The sequence below is a fragment of the Streptomyces sp. DSM 40868 genome (genome assembly GCF_011820545.1).
Taxonomy (GTDB): Bacteria; Actinomycetota; Actinomycetes; order Streptomycetales; family Streptomycetaceae; genus Streptomyces; species Streptomyces eurythermus.
In genome coordinates this window covers 7,689,502-7,711,969 of sequence record NZ_CP050504.1, presented here as the reverse complement: position 1 = coordinate 7,711,969, position 22,468 = coordinate 7,689,502, and the positions used below count along the sequence as shown (strand labels likewise).

19 protein-coding genes are annotated in these 22,468 nt (G+C 73.6%); 6 read left to right on the top strand and 13 right to left on the bottom strand.

Annotated elements, in window-relative coordinates; genetic code table 11:
- Position 1 precedes the first annotated feature (1 nt).
- On the bottom strand, positions 2-1,288 hold the full coding sequence (locus HB370_RS34755; RefSeq protein WP_030786537.1) for a sugar ABC transporter substrate-binding protein: 1,287 nt from the start codon (positions 1,286-1,288) through the stop codon (positions 2-4).
- Positions 1,289-1,505: 217 nt separating this feature from the next.
- Between HB370_RS34755 and HB370_RS34750 the strand changes: the two genes are divergently transcribed.
- Both HB370_RS34750 and HB370_RS34745 read left to right on the top strand, forming a co-directional pair.
- Complete coding sequence (locus tag HB370_RS34750) at positions 1,506-2,615, top strand: LacI family DNA-binding transcriptional regulator (protein ID WP_051815904.1); 1,110 nt, start codon at positions 1,506-1,508, stop codon at positions 2,613-2,615.
- A gap of 439 nt (positions 2,616-3,054) precedes the next feature.
- Positions 3,055-4,395, top strand: coding sequence for an amidase (locus HB370_RS34745; protein ID WP_030786542.1), 1,341 nt, complete (start codon positions 3,055-3,057; stop codon positions 4,393-4,395).
- A 9-nt stretch (positions 4,396-4,404) separates the two neighbouring features.
- Here the strand turns inward: HB370_RS34745 and HB370_RS34740 are convergent, their stop codons facing one another.
- Both HB370_RS34740 and HB370_RS34735 read right to left on the bottom strand, forming a co-directional pair.
- Positions 4,405-4,890, bottom strand: a complete 486-nt coding sequence (locus HB370_RS34740) for a GNAT family N-acetyltransferase (RefSeq protein ID WP_030786544.1) — start codon at positions 4,888-4,890, stop codon at positions 4,405-4,407.
- 57 nt (positions 4,891-4,947) lie between these two features.
- Positions 4,948-5,121 (bottom strand): hypothetical protein, encoded by a 174-nt coding sequence (locus HB370_RS34735; RefSeq protein WP_106980714.1) that lies wholly within the window; start codon positions 5,119-5,121, stop codon positions 4,948-4,950.
- A gap of 495 nt (positions 5,122-5,616) precedes the next feature.
- Between HB370_RS34735 and HB370_RS34730 the strand changes: the two genes are divergently transcribed.
- The gene (locus HB370_RS34730) at positions 5,617-6,012 is read left to right on the top strand and encodes a hypothetical protein (protein WP_030786546.1); all 396 of its coding nucleotides are present in this window, start codon (positions 5,617-5,619) and stop codon (positions 6,010-6,012) included.
- Positions 6,013-6,103: 91 nt separating this feature from the next.
- On the opposite strand, the gene HB370_RS34725 is transcribed toward HB370_RS34730, so the two are convergent.
- From HB370_RS34725 to HB370_RS34710, 4 genes are all read right to left on the bottom strand, one after another.
- A complete protein-coding gene (locus tag HB370_RS34725; RefSeq protein WP_030786548.1) occupies positions 6,104-7,597 on the bottom strand; it encodes an SDR family NAD(P)-dependent oxidoreductase in 1,494 nt (497 codons plus the stop codon).
- Between the two features lie 297 nt (positions 7,598-7,894).
- A complete protein-coding gene (locus tag HB370_RS34720) occupies positions 7,895-9,226 on the bottom strand; it encodes a wax ester/triacylglycerol synthase family O-acyltransferase (RefSeq protein ID WP_030786550.1) in 1,332 nt (443 codons plus the stop codon).
- 38 nt (positions 9,227-9,264) lie between these two features.
- Entirely contained in the window at positions 9,265-11,589 is a 2,325-nt protein-coding gene (locus HB370_RS34715) for a GH92 family glycosyl hydrolase (RefSeq protein WP_030786552.1), read from the bottom strand.
- Positions 11,590-11,734: 145 nt separating this feature from the next.
- The gene (locus HB370_RS34710) at positions 11,735-12,460 is read right to left on the bottom strand and encodes a (2Fe-2S)-binding protein (RefSeq protein WP_030786556.1); all 726 of its coding nucleotides are present in this window, start codon (positions 12,458-12,460) and stop codon (positions 11,735-11,737) included.
- 219 nt (positions 12,461-12,679) lie between these two features.
- Here HB370_RS34710 and HB370_RS34705 point away from each other — a divergent pair, with 219 nt between their 5' ends.
- Positions 12,680-13,957, top strand: coding sequence for a DMT family transporter (locus HB370_RS34705; RefSeq protein ID WP_030786558.1), 1,278 nt, complete (start codon positions 12,680-12,682; stop codon positions 13,955-13,957).
- Here HB370_RS34705 and HB370_RS34700 read toward each other — a convergent pair.
- On the bottom strand, positions 13,927-15,159 hold the full coding sequence (locus HB370_RS34700; protein ID WP_030786561.1) for a transglycosylase family protein: 1,233 nt from the start codon (positions 15,157-15,159) through the stop codon (positions 13,927-13,929). The genes HB370_RS34705 and HB370_RS34700 overlap by 31 nt on opposite strands.
- Positions 15,160-15,431: 272 nt before the next feature.
- Between HB370_RS34700 and gndA the strand changes: the two genes are divergently transcribed.
- Entirely contained in the window at positions 15,432-16,871 is a 1,440-nt protein-coding gene (gene gndA, locus HB370_RS34695; RefSeq protein WP_030786564.1) for an NADP-dependent phosphogluconate dehydrogenase, read from the top strand.
- Positions 16,872-17,380: 509 nt separating this feature from the next.
- Here the strand turns inward: gndA and HB370_RS34690 are convergent.
- Positions 17,381-18,169 carry an alpha/beta fold hydrolase gene (locus tag HB370_RS34690; protein WP_030786567.1) on the bottom strand — a complete coding sequence of 263 codons (789 nt, stop codon included), beginning with the start codon at positions 18,167-18,169 and terminating at the stop codon, positions 17,381-17,383.
- Between the two features lie 49 nt (positions 18,170-18,218).
- Positions 18,219-18,842 carry a LysE family translocator gene (locus HB370_RS34685; protein WP_030786569.1) on the bottom strand — a complete coding sequence of 208 codons (624 nt, stop codon included), beginning with the start codon at positions 18,840-18,842 and terminating at the stop codon, positions 18,219-18,221.
- Positions 18,843-18,952: 110 nt separating this feature from the next.
- Between HB370_RS34685 and HB370_RS34680 the strand changes: the two genes are divergently transcribed.
- Complete coding sequence (locus tag HB370_RS34680) at positions 18,953-19,933, top strand: LysR family transcriptional regulator (RefSeq protein ID WP_051815906.1); 981 nt, start codon at positions 18,953-18,955, stop codon at positions 19,931-19,933.
- On the opposite strand, the gene HB370_RS34675 is transcribed toward HB370_RS34680, so the two are convergent.
- From HB370_RS34675 to HB370_RS34665, 3 genes are all read right to left on the bottom strand, one after another.
- On the bottom strand, positions 19,910-20,125 hold the full coding sequence (locus HB370_RS34675; RefSeq protein WP_208974469.1) for a hypothetical protein: 216 nt from the start codon (positions 20,123-20,125) through the stop codon (positions 19,910-19,912). The genes HB370_RS34680 and HB370_RS34675 overlap by 24 nt on opposite strands.
- Before the next feature lie 156 nt (positions 20,126-20,281).
- The gene (panD, locus tag HB370_RS34670) at positions 20,282-20,701 is read right to left on the bottom strand and encodes an aspartate 1-decarboxylase (RefSeq protein ID WP_030786579.1); all 420 of its coding nucleotides are present in this window, start codon (positions 20,699-20,701) and stop codon (positions 20,282-20,284) included.
- A gap of 182 nt (positions 20,702-20,883) precedes the next feature.
- Positions 20,884-22,311, bottom strand: a complete 1,428-nt coding sequence (locus HB370_RS34665; protein WP_030786581.1) for a lamin tail domain-containing protein — start codon at positions 22,309-22,311, stop codon at positions 20,884-20,886.
- Positions 22,312-22,468 lie beyond the last annotated feature (157 nt).

Genomic DNA, 22,468 nt, shown 5'->3' with positions numbered 1-22,468 from the left:
GTCAGCCCTGCCGCAGCAGCCGGTCGGCGGCCTTGACAGCGTTGTCGAGGGCTTCCTTGGGGCTCTCCTTGCCCTGGAGCGCCTTGGCGACCTCGTTGCGCAGCGCGGTCTTCATCTGCTCGCTGAACAGCACGGGCGTGTAATTGACGGCGTTCTTCAGGGACTTGGCGGCGGCGACGCGTACCCGGGTCTCGTCGGTGCCGTCCTCCCTGGTGAAGTACGGGTCGTCGAGCGAGCCGGCGGTGCTGGGGAAGATGGCGACCCGCTTGGCGAAGACCATCTGGTTCCTGGCGTCGGTGACGAAGTGGGCGAAGGCGACGGCGGCCGGGGTGTGCCGCGTGCGGGAGTTGACCATCACGCCCATCACGTACATGTTGACGTGCCCGGTGCTGGTGATCTGGTCGGTGATGCCGATGTTCCTGTACAGGCTCGGGGCGTTCTTCTTGAAGTTGCCGAGGTCCAGGGCGCTGCCGGGGTTCATGGCGACGGCGCCGGTGAGGAACTTCTTGCCGGCCGACTCGCCGGTGGCGGTCAGGGCCTGCGGGTCGAGGGCCTTGGCGTCGTACAACTGCTTGTACTTGGTGAGCAGTTCGACGCCCTTGGGGTCGTTGAAGGTGAACGCGGTGCCCTGTTCGTTCATGAGCGGGACGCCGTAGCGGCCGAAGTCCTCGATGGTGGGCACGTTGGCGAGGGTGGCGACCCTGCCGCCGCTCTTCTCGGCCATTTCGAGGGCGTCGGCGAAGAGTTCGTCGTAGGTCTTCGGGGGCTTCTCGGGGTCGAGTCCGGCCTTTTGGAAGAGGGCCTTGTTGTAGAAGAGCGGGCCGGTGTTGAGGTACCAGGGGAAGGCGTAGGTGCCGGTGGTGCCGGGGACCCGGTGTCCGGCCCAGGCGCCGGGCAGGTATTCCTTCCGGTAGCGGGCGGCGGCCTTGTCGAGATCGAGGGCGAGGCCCGCCCGGGCGAGCGGGGCGACGAGGTCCGGGGAGACGTTGACGACGTCGGGCAGGGTGCCGCCGCCCGCGTCCGCGCTGATCTTGTCGGCGTATCCCTCGGCGGGCTGGTCGATCCACTTGACGTGGGTGTCCGGGTACTTCTCCTCGAAGGCCGCGATCAGGTCCTCGAAGTAGTCCTTGAAGTTGGCGCGCAGGTTCCAGGTCTGGAAGGTGATGTCGCCCTCCACCTTGCCGGAGGCGTCGCTCGTGCCGCCGTCACCGCCGCCCGGGCCGCAGGCGCTCAGCGGCAGGACGAGGGCGACGGCGACGGCGGTGAGGGCTCTGCGGGAGATGGGCACGGACACGGCTCCCTTGCTGTGTCGGGGCTGTGGTGGCGCGAAAGACCTTGCACAGGGCGTTCCGGGAAAGTCAATGGATTCGTCGCCGTCAAAGCATTCCGTCCGGCACAAGCGCAGGTCAGCCTCTACTGGCCGAGACCTTGCGGGAGTTGACTAATGCGCTTTAGGGTCTTGACACTCAAGCGCTTTAGCAGTTCCCTGCCGAAGGGGAGGAAACGTGCCGACCAGACGGTCCCCCGCCCGCCGGCCCACGATGAAGGACATCGCCCGGCGTGCCGGGGTGTCCGAGAGCGCGGTGTCGTTCGCGCTCAATGACCGCCCCGGCGTCTCGGAGGCCACCCGCGCCCGGGTGCGCCGGGTCGCCGAGCAGCTGGGCTGGCGGCCGAGTACGGCGGCCCGCGCGCTGTCCGGGGAGGGTGCGGCCACGGTCGGCTTCGTGCTGGCCCGCCCCGCGGCCACGCTGGGCGTCGACTCCTTCTTCCTCCAGCTCGTCTCCGGGATCCAAGGAGTGCTGGCCGAGCGCCACTTGGGCCTGCTGTTCCAGGTGGTGGAGGACGTGGCCGGGGAGTGCGCGGTGTACCGGCGCTGGTGGGCCGAGCACCGGGTGGACGGCGTGCTGGTGGTCGATCCGCGCGCCGACGATCCGCGTCCCGGCCTGCTGGACGAACTGTCCCTGCCCGCCGTGGTGATCGGCGGCGCCCCGGACGAGCGGCACCCGGGGCTGTCCACGGTCTGGGCGGACGACGCGGGCGCGATGGCCTCGGTGGTGGGCGAGTTGACCGCCCTGGGGCATCGCCGGATCGTCCACATCGCCGGTCTGCCGGGCCTCGCGCACACCCAGCGCCGCATCCGCACGCTGCGCGCCGAGGCGGAGCGCCGGGGGCTCGCCGAGGTGGAGTCGGTGACGACCGACTACTCCGGCGCCGAGGCCGCCGCCGTCACCCGCCGGGTCCTGCGCGGCCCCGCTCCCCCGACGGCCCTGGTCTACGACACCGATGTGATGGCCGTCGCTGGCCTCGCCGCCGCCGCCGAGCTGGGCTTCTCGGTGCCGGCCGATCTGTCGGTGGTCGCCTGGGAGGACTCGGCCCTGTGCCGCATGGTCACGCCGTGGCTGTCGGCGCTGTCCCGGGACAGCGTGGAGTTCGGGTCGACGGCGGCCCGGGAGCTGCTGGCCCTGCTGGACGGCGGCCCGGCACGGACGGTACAGGTACCGGTCCCCCGGCTGATCGAGCGGGACAGCACGGGCCCGGCACGGACGGACCGGCCGCCACGCCTCGGCACCGCGAACGGCGTCACGAGCGCCGGTGATTCGGCCGCCGAAGCATGAACCGCCGGCCGAGCCGCGGGCAGGGAGGCGAACCGACACCCGGGATGCGGGCGCGTCCCGGAAGCCGGCCGAGCCGCGGGCGCGGAGCCGCACCGACGCCCGGACCACGGCGCGGAGCCGACCCGCCGACCGGGCCGTGGGCGCCGCCCTGAACCGACGCCCGGGCCGCAGGCGCGGAACCGACCGTCGGCCTGACCCCGAGCCGCCGGCCGAGCCGCGGGCAGAGAGGCGAACCGACGCCCGGGGCAGCGAGGTGCGGGACCGAGCCGTAGGCCCGGCCGGGAGCACCGCCCCGAACCGACACCCGGGCCCCGAGCGCCACCCCCGCACCGTCGGCCTCTCGACGTACCGGGCCCGGAGGTGCACAGTTCTCTCTACGCGCCTTCATACCGACGGGTAACCCAGGGGCGCGCAGCCGACGACCACCCGAGGAGCGTCCGTGACCAGCTGGGCCGGCCGAAGTGCCGCCGAGATCGCCGCCGCCGTCCGCGAGAAGCGGGTGACACCCCGGGAGGTGGTGGCCGAACACCTCGCGCGGATCGAGCGGCTGGACGGCCGGATCGGGGCGTTCCGGAAGGTCCGGGCGGGGGCGGCGCTCACCGAGGCCGACGAGGTGGCCGCCCGGGCGGCGCTGGCGGGTCTGCCGCTCGCGGGCGTTCCGGTGGCGGTCAAGGACAACCTGGCGGTGCGCGGCGAATCGTGCCGCAACGGCTCCGCCGCCACCCCGGACACCCCGGCCGCCGAGGACCATGTGACGGTGGCCCGGCTGCGCGCGGCGGGGGCGGTGGTGGTCGGCCTGACGAACGTGCCCGAGCTGTGTGTCTTCGGCACCACGGAGGGCCCGTACGGCATCGCCCGCAACCCCTGGGATCCGTCCCGCACGGCGGGCGGCTCCTCCGGCGGCGGCGCGGCGGCGGTGGCCGCCGGGTTGGTGCCGCTGGCCCTCGGCAACGACGGGATGGGCTCGTTGCGCATCCCGGCCGCGAACTGCGGGCTGGTCACGCTGAAGCCGGGGCACGCGGTGGTGCCGGCCGGGATCGGCCACGGTGACTGGTTCGGCATGGCGGAGAACGGGCCGCTGGCCACGACGGTGGAGGATCTGCGGCTGATGCTGGGCGTCCTCGCCGACGCGGAGTTCGAACGTCCGGAGGAGCGTCGCCCGTTGAGCATCGCCGTCGCGCTGCGCAGCCCGCTCGCCGGGGTGCCGGTGAGCCGGCCGTATACGAACGCGGTGCGGGAGGCGGCCGGGGCGCTGGCCCGGTCCGGGCACCGGGTGCGGCGGGCGGAACCGCCGTACCCGCTCTCCCTCGGTGTGACCGCGCTCCGGCACTGGACGGCCGGGACGGCGGTGGACGCGGCGGGCCTGGACCCGGCCCGGCTGGCCCGACGGACCCGGGTGCACGCGGCCGTGGGCCGCCGCTTCACCCGCGCGGTCCGCACCGGGGCCGCCCGGGACCGGCTGCGCGCCCGGCTGACGCCGTTCTTCACCGAGCACGACGTGCTGCTCACCCCGGCCCTGGCCCGCCGCTCCCCGCAGGCCGGGCCGTGGCACGAGCGCGGCTGGCTGCGCAACATCCTCGCCAACTCGGCGTATTCGCCGTTCACTCCGCCGTGGAACCTGACCGGCTGGCCGGCGATGTCCGTGCCGGTGGGCACCCTGCCCTCGGGCGCCCCCTGCGCCGTACAGCTGGTGGGCCGGCCGGGCACGGAGTCCCTTCTGCTGGGCGTGGCCGAGGAGTTGGCGGAGCTGGTCCCCTGGCGGCGGACGGCGGGAGGGTGACGGCAGGGCCTAGTCCAGCGCCCGGTACATGATGTGCAGGCCCACCCTGCCGTGACGCGGGTGCTCGAAGGCGTCCGGGACCGTGCCGAGGATCGTGAAGCCGAGGGACGTCCACAGGGCGACGGCGGGGTTGGTCTCGACGACGGCGTTGAAGACCATCGCGCGGTAGCCGTGCGCCCGTGCCTCGGCCAGCACGTGGGTGGCGAGGGCACGGCCGGTGCCGCGGCCGGCGCGGTCGGGGTCGACCATGAAGCCGGCGTTGGCGACGCCGGCGGCGGGTCCGCCGTAGTTGGGCGTGAGGTAGGCCGACCCGATCACCGCTTTGCTGTCGTCCTCGGCGACGTAGACCCGCTTGGCCGGGCTCATCCACAGCTCGCGGGCCGCTTCCTCGGTGGTGTGGGGGTCCCAGGCGTAGGTCTCGGCGGCGGCGACGATCCGGTGCCAGAAAGGCCAGATCCGCGGCCAGTCCCCGGCCGTGGCTTCTCTGATCAGCATGGGCGTGAGTCTGTCACGCCCACGCGGACGGCGATCGCCGCGGGCCGGGGCGGGGGGTCAGTCCACGCTCGGCAGGATGTGCGGCTCGGCCAGGTCGTCCTCGTATCCCGCGAGGCGGATCGGGGCGGAGCGGGCCCACACCTCGAGGCTGCCGAGTTCTCCGGGCCGGCGGCGCCTGCGCTCCGCGCGTTCCTCGGGGCCCTGTTCGCGATTCGTCTTCTCCGGTGTCACCGCGCACTCCTTATGTGTCGGGTCACCCTCGGGGCATACCGGACAGTCCGCGCCACGGCGCCGGACGCCCGCTCGGGTCTGGTGGAAAGGCCGATTACGAGCGCGGTGGCGCCGGTTTCCGCTGCCGGAGCAGGCCGTTGTGGACCGGCGTGCCCCAGGACGGACGGTGGGTGTGGGTGAGACCCCGTACTGTTGTCCGTCGACTCCCAGATTAACCAAATGAGCGGGCATCCGCTCGATAGGGAATGAAAACAAGGTGTAACCAATACGCTTCGCGGAGCCGCCCAATAGCCCCCAATATGGGGCCTTTTCCCATAAGCTGCTCACTCGTACGACGTCCGGAATCACCCGTACGGCGGATATGAACGAACGCCTCTTCGAAATAAGTTGGGGAACGGTTGACCGACCCGACGCAGTTCAAGTGCCGTTGGCCGGGCGGCAAACCGACCATGGTCTGCTGACGCGGCAACGGCTGTCTCGCGGAAGGACTGACGCATGGAGCTGCGCAGCGTCGAGGAGCTGATGGACCTGCTGTACGCCGGGCGGCACCGGCACGCGCTGCGGACCGCCGCGCTGCTGCGCCGTAGCCGCCCCGCCGACAAGGAGCTCCAACTGGCGGGCCTGGTGCGGGGCATCGGACCGGTGCTGTGCCCGGGCGACGAGGCGGCCGCGGCCGGCAGCGCGGCGGAGGCGGTGCGTCCCCTGCTCGGGGAGCGGGTGGCCCGGCTGGTCCGCGCCGACGCCGGCCCGGCCGACGACGATCTGCTGCGGCTGCGCCAGGCCGAGGAGGAGGGCCGCACGGCCGCTTTCGACGCGGGCGTGCTGGAGGACTGGCGCACCGTACTGGAGCTGGTGGCGGCCGGCCGGTGCCGGCTCGGCGCGGTCGACTGAGACACGGCCGGCCGGGGCACGGCGTCCGCCGGATCACGGTGCGCGCGGGCGCGGTGGGCCGGGGCGTGCCCGGCCGACAGCCGCCCGCCGCTTACCACTTGCCGGGTGCGTAGTCCTTCAGGAAGACGCCGTACAGGTCCTCGCCCGCCTCGCCGCGCACGACCGGGTCGTAGACGCGGGCGGCGCCGTCGACCAGGTCGAGCGGGGCGTGGAAGCCGGCCTCGGCGAGGCGCAGCTTGTCGTAGTGGGGGCGCTCGTCGGTGATCCAGCCGGTGTCGACCGAGGTCATCAGGATCCGGTCGGACTCGAACATCTCCTGGGCGCTGGTCCGCGTCACCATGTTCATCGCGGCCTTGGCGGCGTTGGTGTTCGGGTGGCCCGCGCCCTTGTAGCCACGGCTGAAGACGCCTTCCATGGCCGAGACGTTCACGATGTACGCCCGTCCGCTGGCCGCCTTACGCGCGGCCTCGGCCATGGCCGGGCGGAGCTTGCTGATCAGGATGAAGGGCGCGGTGTAGTTGCACAGCTGGGTCTCCAGCAGCTCCACCGGGGAGATCTGGTCGATGGTCTGCACCCAGGTGTTGGTGTCGACGACGTCGGGGAGCAGACCGCCCGCGTCGATGGCGGTGCCGTCGAGGTGCCGGGCGACGCTGGCGTTGCCCGCGACCAGGGCCAGGTCGGCCACCTTCTGCGCGTCCAGCCCGCTGGTGCCGACGGGCAGCGCGGCCAGGCCGTCGACCGCGCCGGAGTTGAAGGCACCGATGACGTGGTGGGCGGGCAGCTCGCCGGCGGGCAGCGGGGCGCTCTCGCCGTCGACCAGGGCCGCGTAGGCGGAGGGCAGGCGGCGCACGGTCTGCGTGGCGTTGTTGATCAGGATGTCCAGTGGTCCGGCCTCGGCGACCCGGTCGGCCAGCGCGACGGCCTGGGCCGGGTCGCGCAGGTCGATGCCGACGACCTCCAGCCGGTGCAGCCAGTCCGCCGAGTCCTCCATGGCCTTGAAACGGCGGATGGCGTCCTTGGGGAACCGGGTCGTGACGGTCGTGTGCGCGCCGTCGCGCAGCAGCCGCAGCGCGATGTACATGCCGATCTTGGCCCGGCCGCCGGTGAGCAGGGCGCGCTTGCCGGTGAGGTCGGCGCGGGCGTCGCGCTTGGCGCGGTTGACATCGGCGCAGTCGGGACAGAGCTGGTGGTAGAAGTAGTCGACTTCCACGTACCGCTGCTTGCAGGTGTAGCAGGAGCGCGGGCGCTGGAGTATCCCCGCGATCCGGCCCTCCTCGACCTTGGAGGACGGCAGGATGCCCTCGGTCTCGTCGTCGATGCGCTCGGCCGAGCCGGTGGCGGTGGCCTCGGTGACGGCGCGGTCGTGGGCGGTCTTGGCGGCCCGGCGTTCCTGGCGGCGGCGCTGCTTGACCACGCGGTAGATGTGCGAGGTGGCCCGGCGCACCTTGATCGCGTCGGGGTGGTCGACGTCGAGCTGGTCCAGTTCCTCCAGCACGCTCAGGCAGACGGCGAGCCGCTCGGGGTCGATACCGGGCCCGTAGACCATCTCGTCCATGGACGCCGAGCCGTCCTCTGTCACCGTCATCGCGCTGCCGTTCCCCTGGTCACCCGAGCGGCGCTCCGACTCGCGCCCGCTTTCGAACAGCGAATTTTACGGAGCGCCGGGCCGATGGACCAAACCGCCGCCGATTCCGCTCCCCGAGGATCACCGGCGTCCCGTCCCCGCCACCGGGCCCGCCCGCACCCGCCGACGAGTCGCCCGGACGGCACCGGCGGTACGGGCGCCACGGCCGGTACGGGCGCCACCGTCGGCACCGGAGACACGGCCGGCACCGGAAACACGACCGGTACGGCGGTACGGACGGCCCCCCGGACCCGGTCCTCAGCGGTCGCAGACGGACAGCAGGGTCGCCACCTCCGCCGTCACCGCCCGCGCGAGGCGGTCCAGGTCCGGTACGGCCCGCGCGTCGGCGACCAGCCCGTAGTGCACGCGCCCGCGGTACGTGGAGATCGCGACCGCGAGGGCCTGGCCGGGGGCGAGCGGGGCCAGCGGGTACACCTCGGTCAGCTCCTGGCCGCCGAGCCGGAGCCCGGGGCCGGGCAGCGGCACGCTGGTGACCAGGATGTCGAACCACAGCCGGGCCGCCTGGCCGACCAGCGGCCCGCCGAGCCGGTGGCCGAGGGCCGGGACGTGGTCGGCGAGCAGGGCCACCGCTCCGGCGCCCCGGTCGGGCCCCGCGTCCTTGTTGCGGACCATCGCGGTGCGCACGGTGTGCAGCCGGGCGAGCGGGTCGCTCTCGTGCACCGGGAGCCGTATCAGATAACCGGAGAGCCGGTTGCCCTGCTGGGGGGCGGCGTGCGGCCGGCGCCGGGAGACCGGGATGAGGGCACGGGGTGCCACGCCCTCGCTGCCGTCGCCGCGCTCGTCCAGCCAGCGGCGCAGGGCCCCGGCGACGACGGCGATGAGGACGTCGTTCACCGTGCCGCCGGCGCTCTTGCGCACCCGGTGCATGTCATCGATGTCGAGGACGGTCCCGGCGACACGGCGGGTGCCGCTGGGCGCGGAGGTGAGCGCGGCGCACGGGCGCATGCCGAGGGTGGACCGGGCCAGCGAGGCGCCGATGTCCAGCGCCCGGCCCATGTCGGTGAGCACCCCCCGGACCAGCCCGGGGACCCGCGCGGGCAGCGGGCGCACGTCGGGCAGCGGGCCGCGCGGCGGCTCGATGACACGGGGCGCGCGCTCGGGCAGGCCGCCGGGGTCCAGGACGCCGGCGGCGAGCTTCAGGGCGCGCAGCCCGTCGGCGAGGGCGTGGTGGAACTTGAAGAGCACCGCGAAGGAGATCCCGTCGGCGCCGGGCAGCACATGCGCCTCCCACGGCGGCCGGCCGCGCTCCAGCGGGCGCTCCATCAGCCGGCCGGCGGCCGCGTGGAAGTCCTCGGCGGGGGCGTGCAGCCGGACGTGGTGGAGCGGGTCGAAGTGCGGGTCGGTCTCGCGGGCGGCGCCGCCGAAGGCGAGCGGCTGCCACAGGTCGCGGATGCGCAGGCGCAGCCCGGGGACGGCGGCGGCACGGGCGGCGAGCAGGTCGGCGGCGTGCGCCCCGGCGGTCGGCGAGTGCGCGCCGAAGACACCGAGCGCGCCGAGGTGCATCGGGTGCCGGTCGGACTCCATGTTCCAGAAGGCCAGGTCCAAAGGAGCGAGCAGGTCGGACGTCACGGGCTTGCCTCACGCGTCGGCGACGGGCGGATCAGCGGTCAATACGTCAAGACGGGCGGCGCCGCTGCGGGCGCGGTGCCCCATGCCGACGGGCGCGGGCCGACGGTGAAGGCGAGGGAGCGCAGGGAGCGCAGCGCGCCGGTCGTCAGATAGGTCCGGCCGTGCGGGGTGCCGTCGGTGCGTACGGCCTGGACGTAGCGGTCGGTGGCCGAGGTGCCGGGCGCCGTGACGGTCAGCCGGCCGGCCGGCCAGTAGCGCCGGTCCAGGGCCAGGTCGACCCGGTCGAACACGGGCGTCGTCAGGCCCCAGGTGCCGTAGCCGGGCTGGACCGGGAAGAGCCCGATGGCCGACAGCACGTGCCAGGCGGACATGGTGCCCAGGTCGTCGTTGCCGGTCAGGCCCTCGGGGCTGTCGGTGAACAGGGTCAGCGCCGCGTGCACCACGTCGGTGGTCTTCCAGGGCCGGCCGGTGGAGAGGTAGGTGTAGGGCGCGATGAGGTCCGGCTCGTTCATCGGGTTGTAGACGGCGGCGTTGTAGTAGGCGTACGGGTCGCCGTGCACCCACACCTCGCGCGCGGTCCTCTCCGGGTCGGCGAGCAGCCGGTCGTAGGCGAAGAAGGCGTCGAGACGGGCGTCGGCCGCGCTCCTGCCGCCGATCAGCCCGACCAGGCCGGGTACGTCCTGCGGGACGAGCCACTGGTACTGCCAGGCCGTGCCCTCGTGGAAGCCGGTGCCGCGGGCCGGGTCGGGCGGGCCCGCGAAGGCGCCGGAGGCGTCCCGGGCGCGGAAGAAGCCGGTGGCGGGGTCGAAGATGTTCCGGTAGTTGCGCGAACGGGCGGCGTAGCGGGCGGCGTCCTCGTGGTGCCCGAGCCCGCGGGCCATCTGCGCCAGCATGGCGTCGGCGAGCGCGTACTCCAGGGTGACCGAGGCGCCGTAGTGGTAGTCGGAGTCGCCCATCTTGGCGTACGGGCGGCCCTTGACGTAGGGCGCGAAACCGCGCGCGATGTACTCGGCGTTGGCCTCCCGGCCGACGCCGGGGTAGGCGGCGGGCGGCACGCCGTCGGCGTTCTCGCGCAGCGCCCGGTAGGCCCGTTCCTCGAAGCCCTTGAGCAGGCCCGAGTGGTAGGCGGTGGTCAGGAAGGGGGTGACCGGGTCGCCGGTCATGATGTTGGTCTCGACCGGGCCGTAGCCCCACTTGGGCAGCCAGCCGCCGTCCTCGGCGACCGCGACCACCGACCGGGCCATGTCCCGGGCCTCGCGCGGCGCGAGCAGCGCGAGGAGCTGGGCCTGGGTGCGGTAGGTGTCCCACAGCGACCAGTTCTGGTAGTAGGTGAACCCCCGGGCGCGGTGGACGCGGCGGTCCCAGCCGAGGTAGCGGCCGTCGGCGTCGCCGCCGATGTTGGGCGCGAGGTACGACCGGTAGAGCGAGGAGTAGAAGGTCCGGCGCAGCGCGGGCGTGCCGCCCCGCACCCGGACGGCGGCCAGCCGGCGCTCCCACTCCTCGCGGGCCCGGCGGCGCACGGCGTCGAAGGAGCGGCCCCCCTCGGTGTCCAGGTTGGCCGCGGCGCCGCGCGCGTCCACGTACGACAGCGCGGTGGTCGCCTCGACCACGCGGTCGCCGGTGGTGTCGAAGCGGACGTAGGCGCCGCCGGCTCCGGTGCGGGCGCCGGGGGTGACGGTGCGGCCGTCCCAGGTGCCGTAGGCGGTGAAGGGCCGGCTGAAGCGGGTGATCGTGTGGACGGTGTAGGGGCCGGTGTCCCGGCAGAAGCCGTGGCCGGTGATCTCGGTGCGCACGGTGCGGTCGTCCAGGATCTCCACCGCGCTGCTCACCGGCTTGTGCAGTGCCTGGGCCGCGTTCAGCAGGACGTTGGCCTTCCCGGTGGCCGGGAAGGTGTAGCGCTGCACACCGGTGCGGGCGGTGGCGGTCAGCTCGGCGCGGATGCCGGAGGCGAGGCCGACGCGGTAGTAGCCGGGGCTCGCCTCCTCGTCGTCGTGCGAGAAGGCCGCCGCGTACTGCGCGTAATCCGTCCGGGTGATATCGCCGGTCGTGGGCAGCACGGGGAGGTCGCCGCCGATGCGGCAGCCGACGCCCGAGAGGTGGACCAGGGAGAAGCCGCGGACACGGTTCTGCGCGTAGTCGTAGCCGGTGCTGTGCCCGGTGTCCGGGGAGAGCTGCACCATGCCGAAGGGCACGGCCGCGCCGGGGAAGGTGTTGCCCTCGTTCCGGCTGCCGATGAACGGGTTGACCAGCTCGGTGAGGCGGCCGTCGGGCGGCTCCTCGGCCCGTGCGGCGGGGGTGGCGATCAGCGCCGACGCTGCCAGCACCCCGGCCATGCACCAGCGCGTGCGCCGGGTCCCTCTCATGTCGGATGACCTCCGCGGATTGGACATCGTTGCCTGCATCCTGAAGGCCGCGGGGCGCGAACCCGGGCATTCCGGGTGATTGGCGTGGAACGCGTCGCGCCGAGGGGGCTCTCTCGCGGCGGGGTGCGGGGGTAGGTCGGGGAGGTCAGCCGGGTGGGCGGGTGTGGCAGCAGTCGCCGCAGAGTCCGCCGCCGGGCACCCGGTAGTACAGGCAGCAGCTGCGCCGCCGGAACGACGCGCCGGTGCGCGCTCCGGTGGCGTCGAGCAGCGGATGGGCGAACAGTTCGCCGGTGAGGGCGCGGGTGCGGGCCGCCACGTCGGTACGGCCGTGAGCGCGGGCCCAGCGGCCCAGTTCCCGGGCGGTCGCGGCCAGCGCGGAGCCCGCGTTGCCCCACAGCAGGCCGGCCGCCACGCCGTAGCGGGCCCGCAGCACCGCCGTCAGGGGCTCCAGATGGCCGTGCAGCACGGTGGCGGCCAGCGTGGCCGCGTCCCCGGGCAGGGCGCGCACCTCGGTGAGCCACAGATCGTCGGGTGCGGTGGCGTCCACGTCCCAGCGCAGCAGGCGCGGGTCCAGGTCGGGCAGCCCGCCGTACAGCACGGCACAGCCCAGGGCCGCCGACCACAGCCGGGCGGCCAGCCCCTGCTGGGCGAGCGAGGCGGCCACCCGGGGCTCGGCGGTCCGCAGCCGCTCCCCCACCACGGCGACCCGCGCGGCGACCGGATCCCGGCCGGACGGCGGCACCGGCGCGTAGCCGTCCGCGAGGGCCGGCAGCCGCCGCGGATCCACGGCGCCGGCCGGGCCGGGGAGGGTGCGCAGCACGAAGAAACCGCCGAGCGGGCGCAGTGCGGCGAGATCGCGGTCGGGAAACACGACAGCACTCCTACCAGGCGCGTCGCCCGAGCGACGCGGCGGGGGCCCGCCCGGCGTCAGCCCGCCAACGGATCACCGGCATACCGGTGTACTCCAAAAGCAGTAGGCGGCATTGCGCTCAGGGACGACGACGGGAAGATCACGACCGGGCAGAGTGTCGGCCATGGAAGCCGATCGCATACGGGCCGAGGACACGCACCGCCCCCAGAGGAGACGCCGATGAGCGCCCTGGCGTTGTCCGTGCTCCTGTCGGTCGTCTCCGCCCTGGCCTACGCGGGCGGAGCGATCACGCAGGAGCAGGTGGCGGTGTCCTCCGCCGGCAGCGCGCCGGTGCGCCGGCCGGGCTGGTGGGGTGCGCTCGCGCTCAACGGCCTCGGCGCTGTGCTGCACGTCGTCGCGCTGGCCTACGGGCCGCTCAGCCTGGTCCAGCCGCTCGGCGCGCTGACCATCGTCTTCGCCCTGCCCATGGCGGCGCTGTGCGTGGGCCGCCGGGCCGGGGCGACCGCCTGGCGCGGCGCCCTGATGGCCACGGCCGGCCTCGCCGGTCTGCTGTCCCTGGTCGGCTCCTCCGCCACGCACTCCCTGACCGCCGGACAGCGGCTGGCCGTCGCGCCGGCCACCGGCGCGGCGGTGGCGGCGCTGGCCTTCGCCGGGCTGGCCGTGCACCGGCATCCGGCGGTGCGCAGCGTGCTGCTGGCCACCGCCTCCGGCGCCGCCTTCGGCATGTCGTCGGTGTTCACCAAGACCGTGGCCGTGGACTGGACGCACGGCATCGACCTGGGCGCGCTGCCCTCGCTCGGGGTGATCGGCGCGTTCTCGGTCGCCGGTGTCCTGCTGTCCCAGCTGTCCTACCGGCACGGCGGCCTCGCCGCCCCGCTGGCCACGCTGACCGTGGTCAATCCGGTGCTGGCCGCCGCGGTCGGCGTCCTGATGTTCGGCGAGACCTTCCGCCACGGCACGGCGGGCACGGTACTCGCCCTGGGCTGCGGCGTGGTGGCGGCGGGCGGCCTGATCATGCTGACGACGGAACGGCTGGAGCACGCGGAGGCCCCGGGGACGGCCCCGGCCTCTCCGGCTGTCCCGACGGTGTTCCCGGCCGCTCCCACGCCCGCTGTTCCCGCGGTGTCCCCGGACGGGCCGTTCGCCGTACGCCCGTTGCGGGACGCCGCCGGGCCGGCCCTCGCCGCCCGGGAGACCCGCCCCGTGGTGCCACGGCAGCGCGGGGCGGCGGACGCCGACGCGGACCCGAACGGAAGCGGGACGGAGGCCAAGAGCGGGACGGAAACCGGGGGCAGGACGAGGTCCGGGAACACGGCGGAAAGCGGAACCGGCACGGAGGCCGGTGGTGCCGGGCCGCGCGCCGAGGACGCGGCCCCCGCGCCGTACGTCCCGCTGTCCGCGCGCTTCCACGTGCCGGTGGCGCTGCCGGTGCCGGTGCCTGTCCCGCTACCGGCGCCGTGCCCGCGTCAGATGGCGACGCCACCGGCCCGGAGGTAGGCGAGCGGGTCGACGTCCGACCCGAAATCGGGGCCCGTCCGCACCTCGAAGTGCAGGTGCGGGCCCGTGACGTTGCCCGTGGACCCGGAGCGGCCGATGCGCCGGCCCGCGGTGACGTCCTGGCCGGCCCGCACGGAGATGGCGGACAGATGGGCGTACTGGGTGTAGCGGCCGTCGGCGTGCCGCAGTACGACCTGGTAGCCGTACGAACCGCCCCAGCCCGCGGCCACCACCCGGCCGGCCGCCACCGCCCGCACGGACGTCCCGGTCGGTACGAGGAAGTCGACGCCGGTGTGGTAGCCCTTCGACCAGTGCGAGCCGGCCACGTGGTAGCCGGTGCCGACGGAGGCGGTCACGGGGGCGACGCGCGTGTGGTGGGCCGGAGCCGGGGTGTGGTGGGTGCCGGGATGCTCCGAAGGGACCTTGTGCTTCCGGGACTTGGGCGAGTCCGGGGCCTTGGGGGGTGTGCTCCTGGTCCGGGTGCCGTTCAGGCTGAGCCGCTGGCCCGGCAGGATCAGGTCGGGATCGGAGCCGATCGTGGCGCGGTTGCCCGCGTACAGGGCCCGCCAGCCGCCCGGCACGCGCTGCTCGCCGGCGATGCCGGAGAGGCTGTCGCCGCGCACCACGGTGTACATCTCGGCCCGGCCCGCGCGGGACTGCGGGGTGGTCTGCGGCCGGACGTCCCTGACGGAGGAGGCCGGGTGCGCACCGGTCCGCGCCGGGTGGACGGCCGCGGAGTCGGTGTGTGCCGAGTGGGCCGCCGCGGAGTCGGTGTGTGCCGTGCGGGTGGCCGCGGAGTCGGTGGGCGCGCCGGCCGTGCCGCCGCCCCGGGTCAGTCCGGCGCGGGGCGCGCAGGCCGGCCAGGCGCCGGGTCCCTGCGCGTCCAGCACCTTCTCGGCGACGGCGATCTGCTCGGCCCGGGTGGCCAGGTCGGCGCGCGGCGCGTAGCGGGTGCCGCCGTACGCCTCCCAGGTGGACCGGGTGAACTGCAGCCCGCCGTAGTAGCCGTTGCCGGTGTTGACGCTCCAGTCGCCGCTGGACTCGCAGGCGGCGACCTTGCTCCAGGTGGCCGCGTCGGCCGCGTGCGCGGTGCCGGCGGCGACCAGCGGGATGGCGAGGCCGGCGCCGCTCGCCGTGACGGTGAGCGAGGCGCGGTTGATCCTGTTCGGCTGGTACCGGCGGTGCCGGCCGCGTGCGGCCATGTCCGAATTCCCCTCGGCATGCGTCAGGAGGGGCAAACGTAAGCGCCGCGAACTGGCCATGACAAGGCGGGGAATCGGCCTGCCGTCCGGGCCAAGTGGCCGGGAACGCGCCCTTGTTGAGCCGGGCCGCGACCGATGGCCGAGGCAGGGCGCTCGCGACGCGTACCGGAATGTGGCGGGTCGCAAACGCGTTCGCCGTTACAGCACGTCAGGATAAGCAGGGCCCCGTACTGACGGAGCCGTAGACATGAGGCAACCAGGGAGCAGGCGGTATGAGCACTTCAGCGCAGATCGGTGTCACGGGCCTCGCGGTGATGGGCCGCAACCTCGCACGGAACTTCGCGCGCAACGGCTACACGGTCGCCGTGCACAACCGTACGGTGTCGCGTACGAAGGCGCTGGTGGAGGAGTTCGGGCAGGAGGGCGACTTCGTCGCGGCCGAGACCGCCGAGGAATTCGTGGCGGCGCTGGAGCGGCCGCGCCGCCTGGTCGTCATGGTCAAGGCGGGTGAGCCGACGGACGCGGTGATCCAGGAGTTCGCCCCGCTGCTGGAGCCCGGTGACATGATCATCGACGGGGGCAACGCGCACTTCGCGGACACCAGGCGCCGGGAGCGCGAGCTGCGCGAGCGGGGCATCCACTTCGTCGGCGCGGGCATCTCCGGCGGCGAGGAGGGCGCGCTGCACGGACCGAGCATCATGCCGGGCGGGTCGGTGGAGTCGTACCGGTCGCTGGGTCCGATGCTGGAGAAGATCTCGGCGAAGGCCGCGGACGGCGCGCCGTGTGTGACACATGTGGGCCCCGACGGCGCCGGGCACTTCGTGAAGATGGTCCACAACGGCATCGAGTACGCCGACATGCAGCTGATCGGCGAGGCGTACCAGCTGCTGCGCGATGTCGCCGGGTACTCCCCCGCGCAGATCGCGGACATCTTCCGCACCTGGAACACGGGCCGGCTGGACTCGTACCTGATCGAGATCACCGCCGAGGTGCTGTCCCACGTGGACGCGGCCACCGGCAAGCCGTTCGTGGACGTGGTGGTGGACCAGGCCGAGCAGAAGGGCACCGGCCGCTGGACCGTGCAGATCGCGCTGGACCTGGGCGTCCCGGTGTCCGGCATCGCCGAGGCGGTGTTCGCCCGGTCGCTGTCCGGGCACGCGGCGCTGCGGGCCGCGTCGCGGGACCTGGCCGGTCCGAAGCCGTCCGCGCTGAGCGAGTCGGAGGCCGCCGCCTTCGCCGACCGGGTGGAACAGGCGCTGTACGCCTCCAAGATCGTGTCGTACACCCAGGGCTTCCACGAGATCGCGGCGGGCAGCGAGGAGTACGGCTGGGACATCGACCTGGGCGCGGTGGCCTCCATCTGGCGGGGCGGCTGCATCATCCGCGCCGCGTTCCTGGACCGCATCCGCGCGGCCTACGACGCCCGGCCCGACCTGCCGAGCCTGCTCTCGGACGAGACGTTCGCCCGTGAGATCGCCGACGCGCAGGACGACTGGCGGGAGGTGCAGATCGCGGCGGTACGGCAGGGGGTGCCGACGCCCGGTTTCGCGGCGGCCCTGGCGTACTATGACGGCCTGCGCTCCCCGCGTCTGCCCGCGGCGCTGACCCAGGGCCAGCGGGACTTCTTCGGCGCGCACACCTACCGCAGGGTGGACCGCGAGGGGGCGTTCCACACGCTGTGGGGCGGGGACCGCGGCGAGGTCACGGCGTAGGCGGGCGGCCTTTGCCGGTGCCCCGGGGAGGCTGCCCGGGGCACCAGGGGGACGGCCATACCCCTCGGTCATGCTCAGGTGAGGGGCGGGCCTGGTTCGGGGTTCGGCACCGGTTCCGGGCCCGGGGGGACGGGGGACGGTGGCGGCCCCGGCGGGCCCGGGTGGGGCGGCGCCGGAGGCGGTGTGGGGCCGGGGCCCGGCGGGGGCGGAGTCGGCTGCGGGACCGGCTCTGGCGGTGGGACCGGGGTGGGGTAGGGATCCGGCGGGGTCGGGCTCGGGCCAGGCCCCGGTGCCGGGCCGGGCGGTGCCGGGTCGGGCGGGACCGGGTCGGGATGCGGGTTGGTCATCGTGTCCTCCGGGCTGTCACGGGACGTCGCCTCTGGACTACTCCCCCGCCTACCCGGTGCCCGCGCGACCACTCACCCGACGGCAGCACCTGACGGACCCGGCTCCGCGCCGGTGCGGCGCGCCTCGGGGTGGCATCCGGCGGACTCGCCTTCTGCCGCTCGTCACGGCTTGTGCGCGGTGGTGAGGAAGTCTAGGACGAGAGGACCGGCGTGGGTGCGGCACTCCTCGAAGTAGGCGTGCCGGGCACGCGGGATCAGGTGCAGTCGGGCGCCGGGGATGCGGTCGGCGAGCAGGGGCGCGTTGGCGGTGGGATTGAGCAGGTCGTCGCTTCCGTGCACGACCAGGGTGGGTGCGGTGATGTCCGGCAGGATGTCCCAGGCGTCGTGCCGGTCCCCGGCCGCGCGGTGGTGGCGCCGGGCGTGGGCGGGCATGCCGGGGTCTCCGAGGGTGTGGTGCGGGAGCGGGTGGGAGGCCAGCCATCCAGGGGTGTACATCAGCTCCAGCAGGGCCTGGCGCGCGGCTCCGGGCCGAGGCCGGGACAGGGCCAGGCGGACGTCGTCGCCGCGTTCGACGGCGTGCGGGCCGCCGGGTGAGGTGCAGCCGAGGACCAGGGCGCCCACCCGGTGGGGGTGGCGGGCCGCGAGCTGCTGGGCCACCCGTCCGCCCATGGACGTGCCGTAGACGTCGGCCCGGTCGATGCCGAGTTCGTCGAGGACGGCGATGACGTCCCGGGCGAACAGTTCGGTGCTGTAGGGGGCGTCGGGCTTGTCGCTGTCGCCGGTGCCGCGGTAGTCGAGCGTGAGGGTGCTGCGGGCGGCATGGAAGTCGGCACGGACCGTGTCCCACCAGTGGTGGTCGTTGGCCTGGCCCGCCAGCAGGACCAGCGGCGGCCCCTGGCCCCGGAGCTGGTAGGCGATGCGGATTCCGTCCGGTGTCGTGGCGTACGTCATCGGCTTCCTCGTCTCCCGTGCGGCCGGGCGGAGTACTCGCGTCCGGCTCTCAGACACCCGCTGCCACCCCGGCGCCCAGGCCCAGCAGGACGACACCGGTGGCCACGCCGAGTCCCCGCAGGACGGCCGGCCGCGACACCAGGGCGCGCCCCCGGCCGACGGCCCAGGTGAGCAGCGCGTACCAGGAGGCGCTGACGAGCGCCCACAGGGCTCCCAGGGCGACGGTCGACAGGAACACGGGGCCGTCGGAGGTCACGAACTGGGGCAGCACCGAGACGGCGAACACGCCCGCCTTGGGGTTGCCGAGGTTGGTGCTCAGACCCGTGAGATACCCGCCCACGAAGCCGGTGCGGCCCCCGCCCTCGTGGAGCGGGCGGGCGGAGCCGGCGGTGAGCGCGGTCCGCAGGGTCTTCACCCCGAGGATCATCAGGACGACGCCGCCCGCGATCCGGAGCAGGGCGTACGCGGTGGGGCTGGCCAGCAGGACGGCGGACAGCCCGGCCGCGGCGGCCGTGGACCACAGCAAGAACCCGCTGGCGTTGCCCGCGAGCGTGCCGTGCAGGGCGCGTCGGCCGCCTTCCAGGACCTGCCGGATCATCAGGGCCTGGCTCGCGCCGGGCAGCATCGCCAGCAGCAGGGTGGTGACGATGAAAGCGGGCACATGCGTGGGCATGGGAAAAGAACCCCTTCCAGGGAGCGCGGCCGATGGGTGCGCCCCAAGCCTTCCCGCCCCGGGCTCGTAAGAGAAGTTAAAAGAGAAGGGTGCAGCGTTAGGATCGGTGAATGGTGGTGGATCCGGGACAGCTGCGGCTTCTCGCGTTGATCGAGCGGCACGGCTCCCTGACGGCGGCGGCTCGCGCACTCCACCTCACGCCCGCCGCGGTCACCCAGCAGGTGGTCAAGGCCGAGCGGGACTGGCAGGTGCCGCTGGTCGTCCGGGGTCCTCGCGGGGCCACGCTCACCGCGGCCGGCGCGCTGCTGGCCTCCCACGGCCGGACCGTGGAGGAGGCGTCGGACCGGGCCGAGGCGGAACTGGCCGCACTGCTCGGTCACCTCTCGCTGCGGCTGCGGATCGGCACGTTCCAGGCGGCCGCCCTGCACCTGCTGCCGCCGGCCCTGACGGCGCTGCGGCACCGCCATCCGGACGCCGACGTCTCGGTCGTGGACGTGGTGTCCGGACGCGGAGCGGACGAGATCGGCGCGGGACGCCTGGACGTGGCCATAGTCGCCTCCTGGGGTACGCCGCTCGCCCCGCCCCCGCACATACGGGCCCACCCGCTCCTGCTGGACCCGATGGTCGTGGTGCTCCCCGACGACCATCCACTGGCCACCGGGCAGCCCGCGGACACCGAACTCCGCCTGGAACAACTGGCCGACGAATCATGGGTCTCCATCCTGGCCGGCCATGCCGCCCGCGAACAGTTCCACGACGCGGCCCGGGAGGCCGGCTTCACTCCCACCGTGCGGTTCGAGACCGAGTCCTACGACGTCGCCCAGGCGCTCGTCGGCACGGGCATCGCGGTGGCCCTGGTCTCCCGCCTGGCCCTGACCCACGCACCCGGCACCACCCACCGCGAACTGGCCCGCCCCAGGCCCCACCGCCAGCTCTACGCCGTGACCAGGGCCGACGCGAGCCTCACCCCCCTCGCGGACCTGCTCATCGGCCTCCTGCGCGATGTCGCCCGCGACATCACCACCGCCTGGGAGACTCCCGCGCCGGAAAGCCGACGCCCATCGAGCTCACCGCACACCGGGCAAGCCTGAGAACAGCAGCCGCAGAGCTTCGGCCCTGACGTCGGCGTCGAGCTGTCCCGCTGTTCCGTCGCCGTGTTCGAGTTCACGGAGGTCGTACTCGTCGTCCAACTCGGCGAGCCGCTCGGCCGGAGGCAGCTCGTGCCCGAAGCGCCGGTGGATCCGGGAGGCCGGCTCGCGTGGCGTCAGCTCGCCGGCCGGCATCCGGAGGGCAAGCGCTCGTACGGCGACTTCCAATGCGACAGCAAGCTGATCAGGTCCAGCGGGTTTCGTGGGCGGACTCGACGACCGTGTGCACGGGAACCAGGGCGCGCGGTCTCCCTCGAGGCCCCGCACGCCCCTGGTCCGCCGGTCGGCCGGTCAGGCCCCTACGGCCTGCGGGCTGCGCTGCTGGTCCGAACCGGGCACCGGCTCGGACGGGTCGGCGCCAAGGGACACGATCCGGTTGCCGGCGTCGACGTGCACGACCCGGGGCCGCAGCTCACGGGCCTCCGCGTCGGTGACCTGCGCGTAGCTGATGATGATCACCAGGTCACCGGGGTGGACGAGATGGGCCGCCGCCCCGTTGATCCCGACGACCCCGGAGCCACGCTCCCCCTCGATGACGTACGTCTCCAACCGGGCGCCGTTGGTGATGTCCACGATGTGCACCAGTTCCCCGGGCAGCAGATCGGCGGCCTCGAGGAGATCGGCGTCGATGGTCACCGATCCCACGTAGTGCAGGTCGGCCTGGGTGACGGTGGCGCGGTGGATCTTGGACTTGAACATGGTACGAAGCATCGATGCACTCCTACTGATCGGCTCCCTGCCCGCGCTCTTGCAGGTCAAGGGCTGTTCGACACCCTAACAACGACTCGGGCGTCCGGGCAGCTCCCCCGGTTTTCCAAGGCGCCTTCGGCCTGCGGAGCGGCTGCCGGAAAGGTGGGTGGCGGTGAGGGCTGCCACCCACTGCGCGACACCGGTCAGCAGGTGATGGTGCCCCTGCGCAGGGCGTGCCCGCCGTCGTTGGAGTCGTCCGCCCAGTAGACGGGCTTGTGACCCGCCACGCATTCGTCCGCGCCGGCCAGGGAGAAGCCCTCGTTGTTGTAGTCGGGCATGCCCGACGGGCGGTTGAAGACGCCGGCGGTGGTGAAGACGCCGGTCGTGCCGATCTCCAGAGTGCGGTGCTGACCGTCACAGGTGTCGTCGCAGACCGCCCACAGACGCGACGCCTGCGGCTCCCACTGCAGTTCCATCACCCCGGACATGCCGCTGCTGAAGGACGCGACACGGGTGTGGGAACCGGAGTCGGCCAGCACGTAACCGTAGATCATGCCGGTGCCTTCGACGCCCACGAAGAACACTCCGCCGCTGTGGCTGCCGTAGCGGGCCGGATCGTAGGCCGACCCGGTCGAGGCGTCCTTGAACCCGGCGCCGGTCAGCGCCGTGTCCGGGATCCAGGTGATGCCTTCGAGACCGAGATTGGAGCCGGTCGAGGGCAGGTCGGACGTGAGGTTCCACTCCTTGACGGCGGTCAGCGACGAGCCTGACCCGCTCACGTCGTACTTCAGTACCGACAGGCGGCTGGTGCCCGACGCGTCCGCGTCGCGCTCGCCGGCCACGTACGCGGCCGAACCGGTACCGGTCAGCGTGACGCCCTCACTGTCGGGAGTGCCGGAGCCGCCGGGAAAGCGCAGGCTCTTGCCGGCGGACCAGCCGCCGGCGGCATCCGGCTTCCAGCCGCCGGAGCCGTCACGCACCAGACGCCACAGCCTGCCGCTGTTCTGCGCACCCCACAGCACGCTGTCCCCCTGGTACAGGCCGCTGAGGTCCTGCCCGAACACGTTCGAGCCGTCCGCGGTGGCCACACTGCTGCTTCCCGGCCACACGGCCGGCGCCGTGGAGCCGCCGTCCCCGCCGCCGGTGCCGCAGTTGTTCGGGCCGCCGAGGGTCACCGTGGCAGCCTGCCCGAACGCTCCGGTACCGTCGGGGCAGCGCGACCAGGACGGGTCGGAGTGCTCGTTCCAGGAGAAGCCGTCCACCTGGGTCCTGCCGTCCGCGAGGTAGAGGCCGGCCTCGTCGTCCGAGCCCAGGCCGAACGTGCCGCTCACGTCGAACGCACGGTACGCGCCCGGTGCCAGGGTGGTCCCGGAAGCGATCTTGTAGGCGTGGTCCTTGTCGTTGTCCTTGAGGACCCAGCCCGACACGTCGACCGTGGCGGCGCCCTTGTTGTACAACTCGATCGAGTCGTTGACGCCGCCGGTGGTCGTCACCTCGTTGATACGGACGTCGTCCGTGACGGCCGCGTGTGCCGCCGGTACGCCGGTCAGGGCACCTGCGGCCACGAGGGGTGCGGCGACGAGAAAGCGAGCAAGGGCACGAGCGTGCCGGAAAGCGGCCGATGCGGTCACTGAACGGGTCCTGACGTTGTCATGGGCAAGGCGGCCTGACAGTCGCGAACCAGTCCGAACAAGCGGCCCCGGCCGAGAAGGACAGCACATGAACGGCTGACGAACTGCCCTCGTCCCGCTCGTCCTCGCTGCCGACGGCCACCCGGAGGGGTCGGTC

Excerpts from the sequence above, each read along its gene's own strand:
- HB370_RS34740 (WP_030786544.1), bottom strand. The coding sequence starts at position 4,890 with ATGCTGATCAGAGAAGCCACGGCCGGGGACTGGCCGCGGATCTGGCCT.
- HB370_RS34730 (WP_030786546.1), top strand. The coding sequence starts at position 5,617 with ATGGAGCTGCGCAGCGTCGAGGAGCTGATGGACCTGCTGTACGCCGGG.
- HB370_RS34725 (WP_030786548.1), bottom strand. The coding sequence starts at position 7,597 with ATGACGGTGACAGAGGACGGCTCGGCGTCCATGGACGAGATGGTCTAC.
- HB370_RS34715 (WP_030786552.1), bottom strand. The coding sequence starts at position 11,589 with ATGAGAGGGACCCGGCGCACGCGCTGGTGCATGGCCGGGGTGCTGGCA.
- HB370_RS34705 (WP_030786558.1), top strand. The coding sequence starts at position 12,680 with ATGAGCGCCCTGGCGTTGTCCGTGCTCCTGTCGGTCGTCTCCGCCCTG.
- HB370_RS34700 (WP_030786561.1), bottom strand. The coding sequence starts at position 15,159 with ATGGCCGCACGCGGCCGGCACCGCCGGTACCAGCCGAACAGGATCAAC.
- gndA (WP_030786564.1), top strand. The coding sequence starts at position 15,432 with ATGAGCACTTCAGCGCAGATCGGTGTCACGGGCCTCGCGGTGATGGGC.
- HB370_RS34690 (WP_030786567.1), bottom strand. The coding sequence starts at position 18,169 with ATGACGTACGCCACGACACCGGACGGAATCCGCATCGCCTACCAGCTC.
- HB370_RS34685 (WP_030786569.1), bottom strand. The coding sequence starts at position 18,842 with ATGCCCACGCATGTGCCCGCTTTCATCGTCACCACCCTGCTGCTGGCG.
- HB370_RS34680 (WP_051815906.1), top strand. The coding sequence starts at position 18,953 with ATGGTGGTGGATCCGGGACAGCTGCGGCTTCTCGCGTTGATCGAGCGG.
- HB370_RS34675 (WP_208974469.1), bottom strand. The coding sequence starts at position 20,125 with ATGCCGGCCGGCGAGCTGACGCCACGCGAGCCGGCCTCCCGGATCCAC.
- panD (WP_030786579.1), bottom strand. The coding sequence starts at position 20,701 with ATGCTTCGTACCATGTTCAAGTCCAAGATCCACCGCGCCACCGTCACC.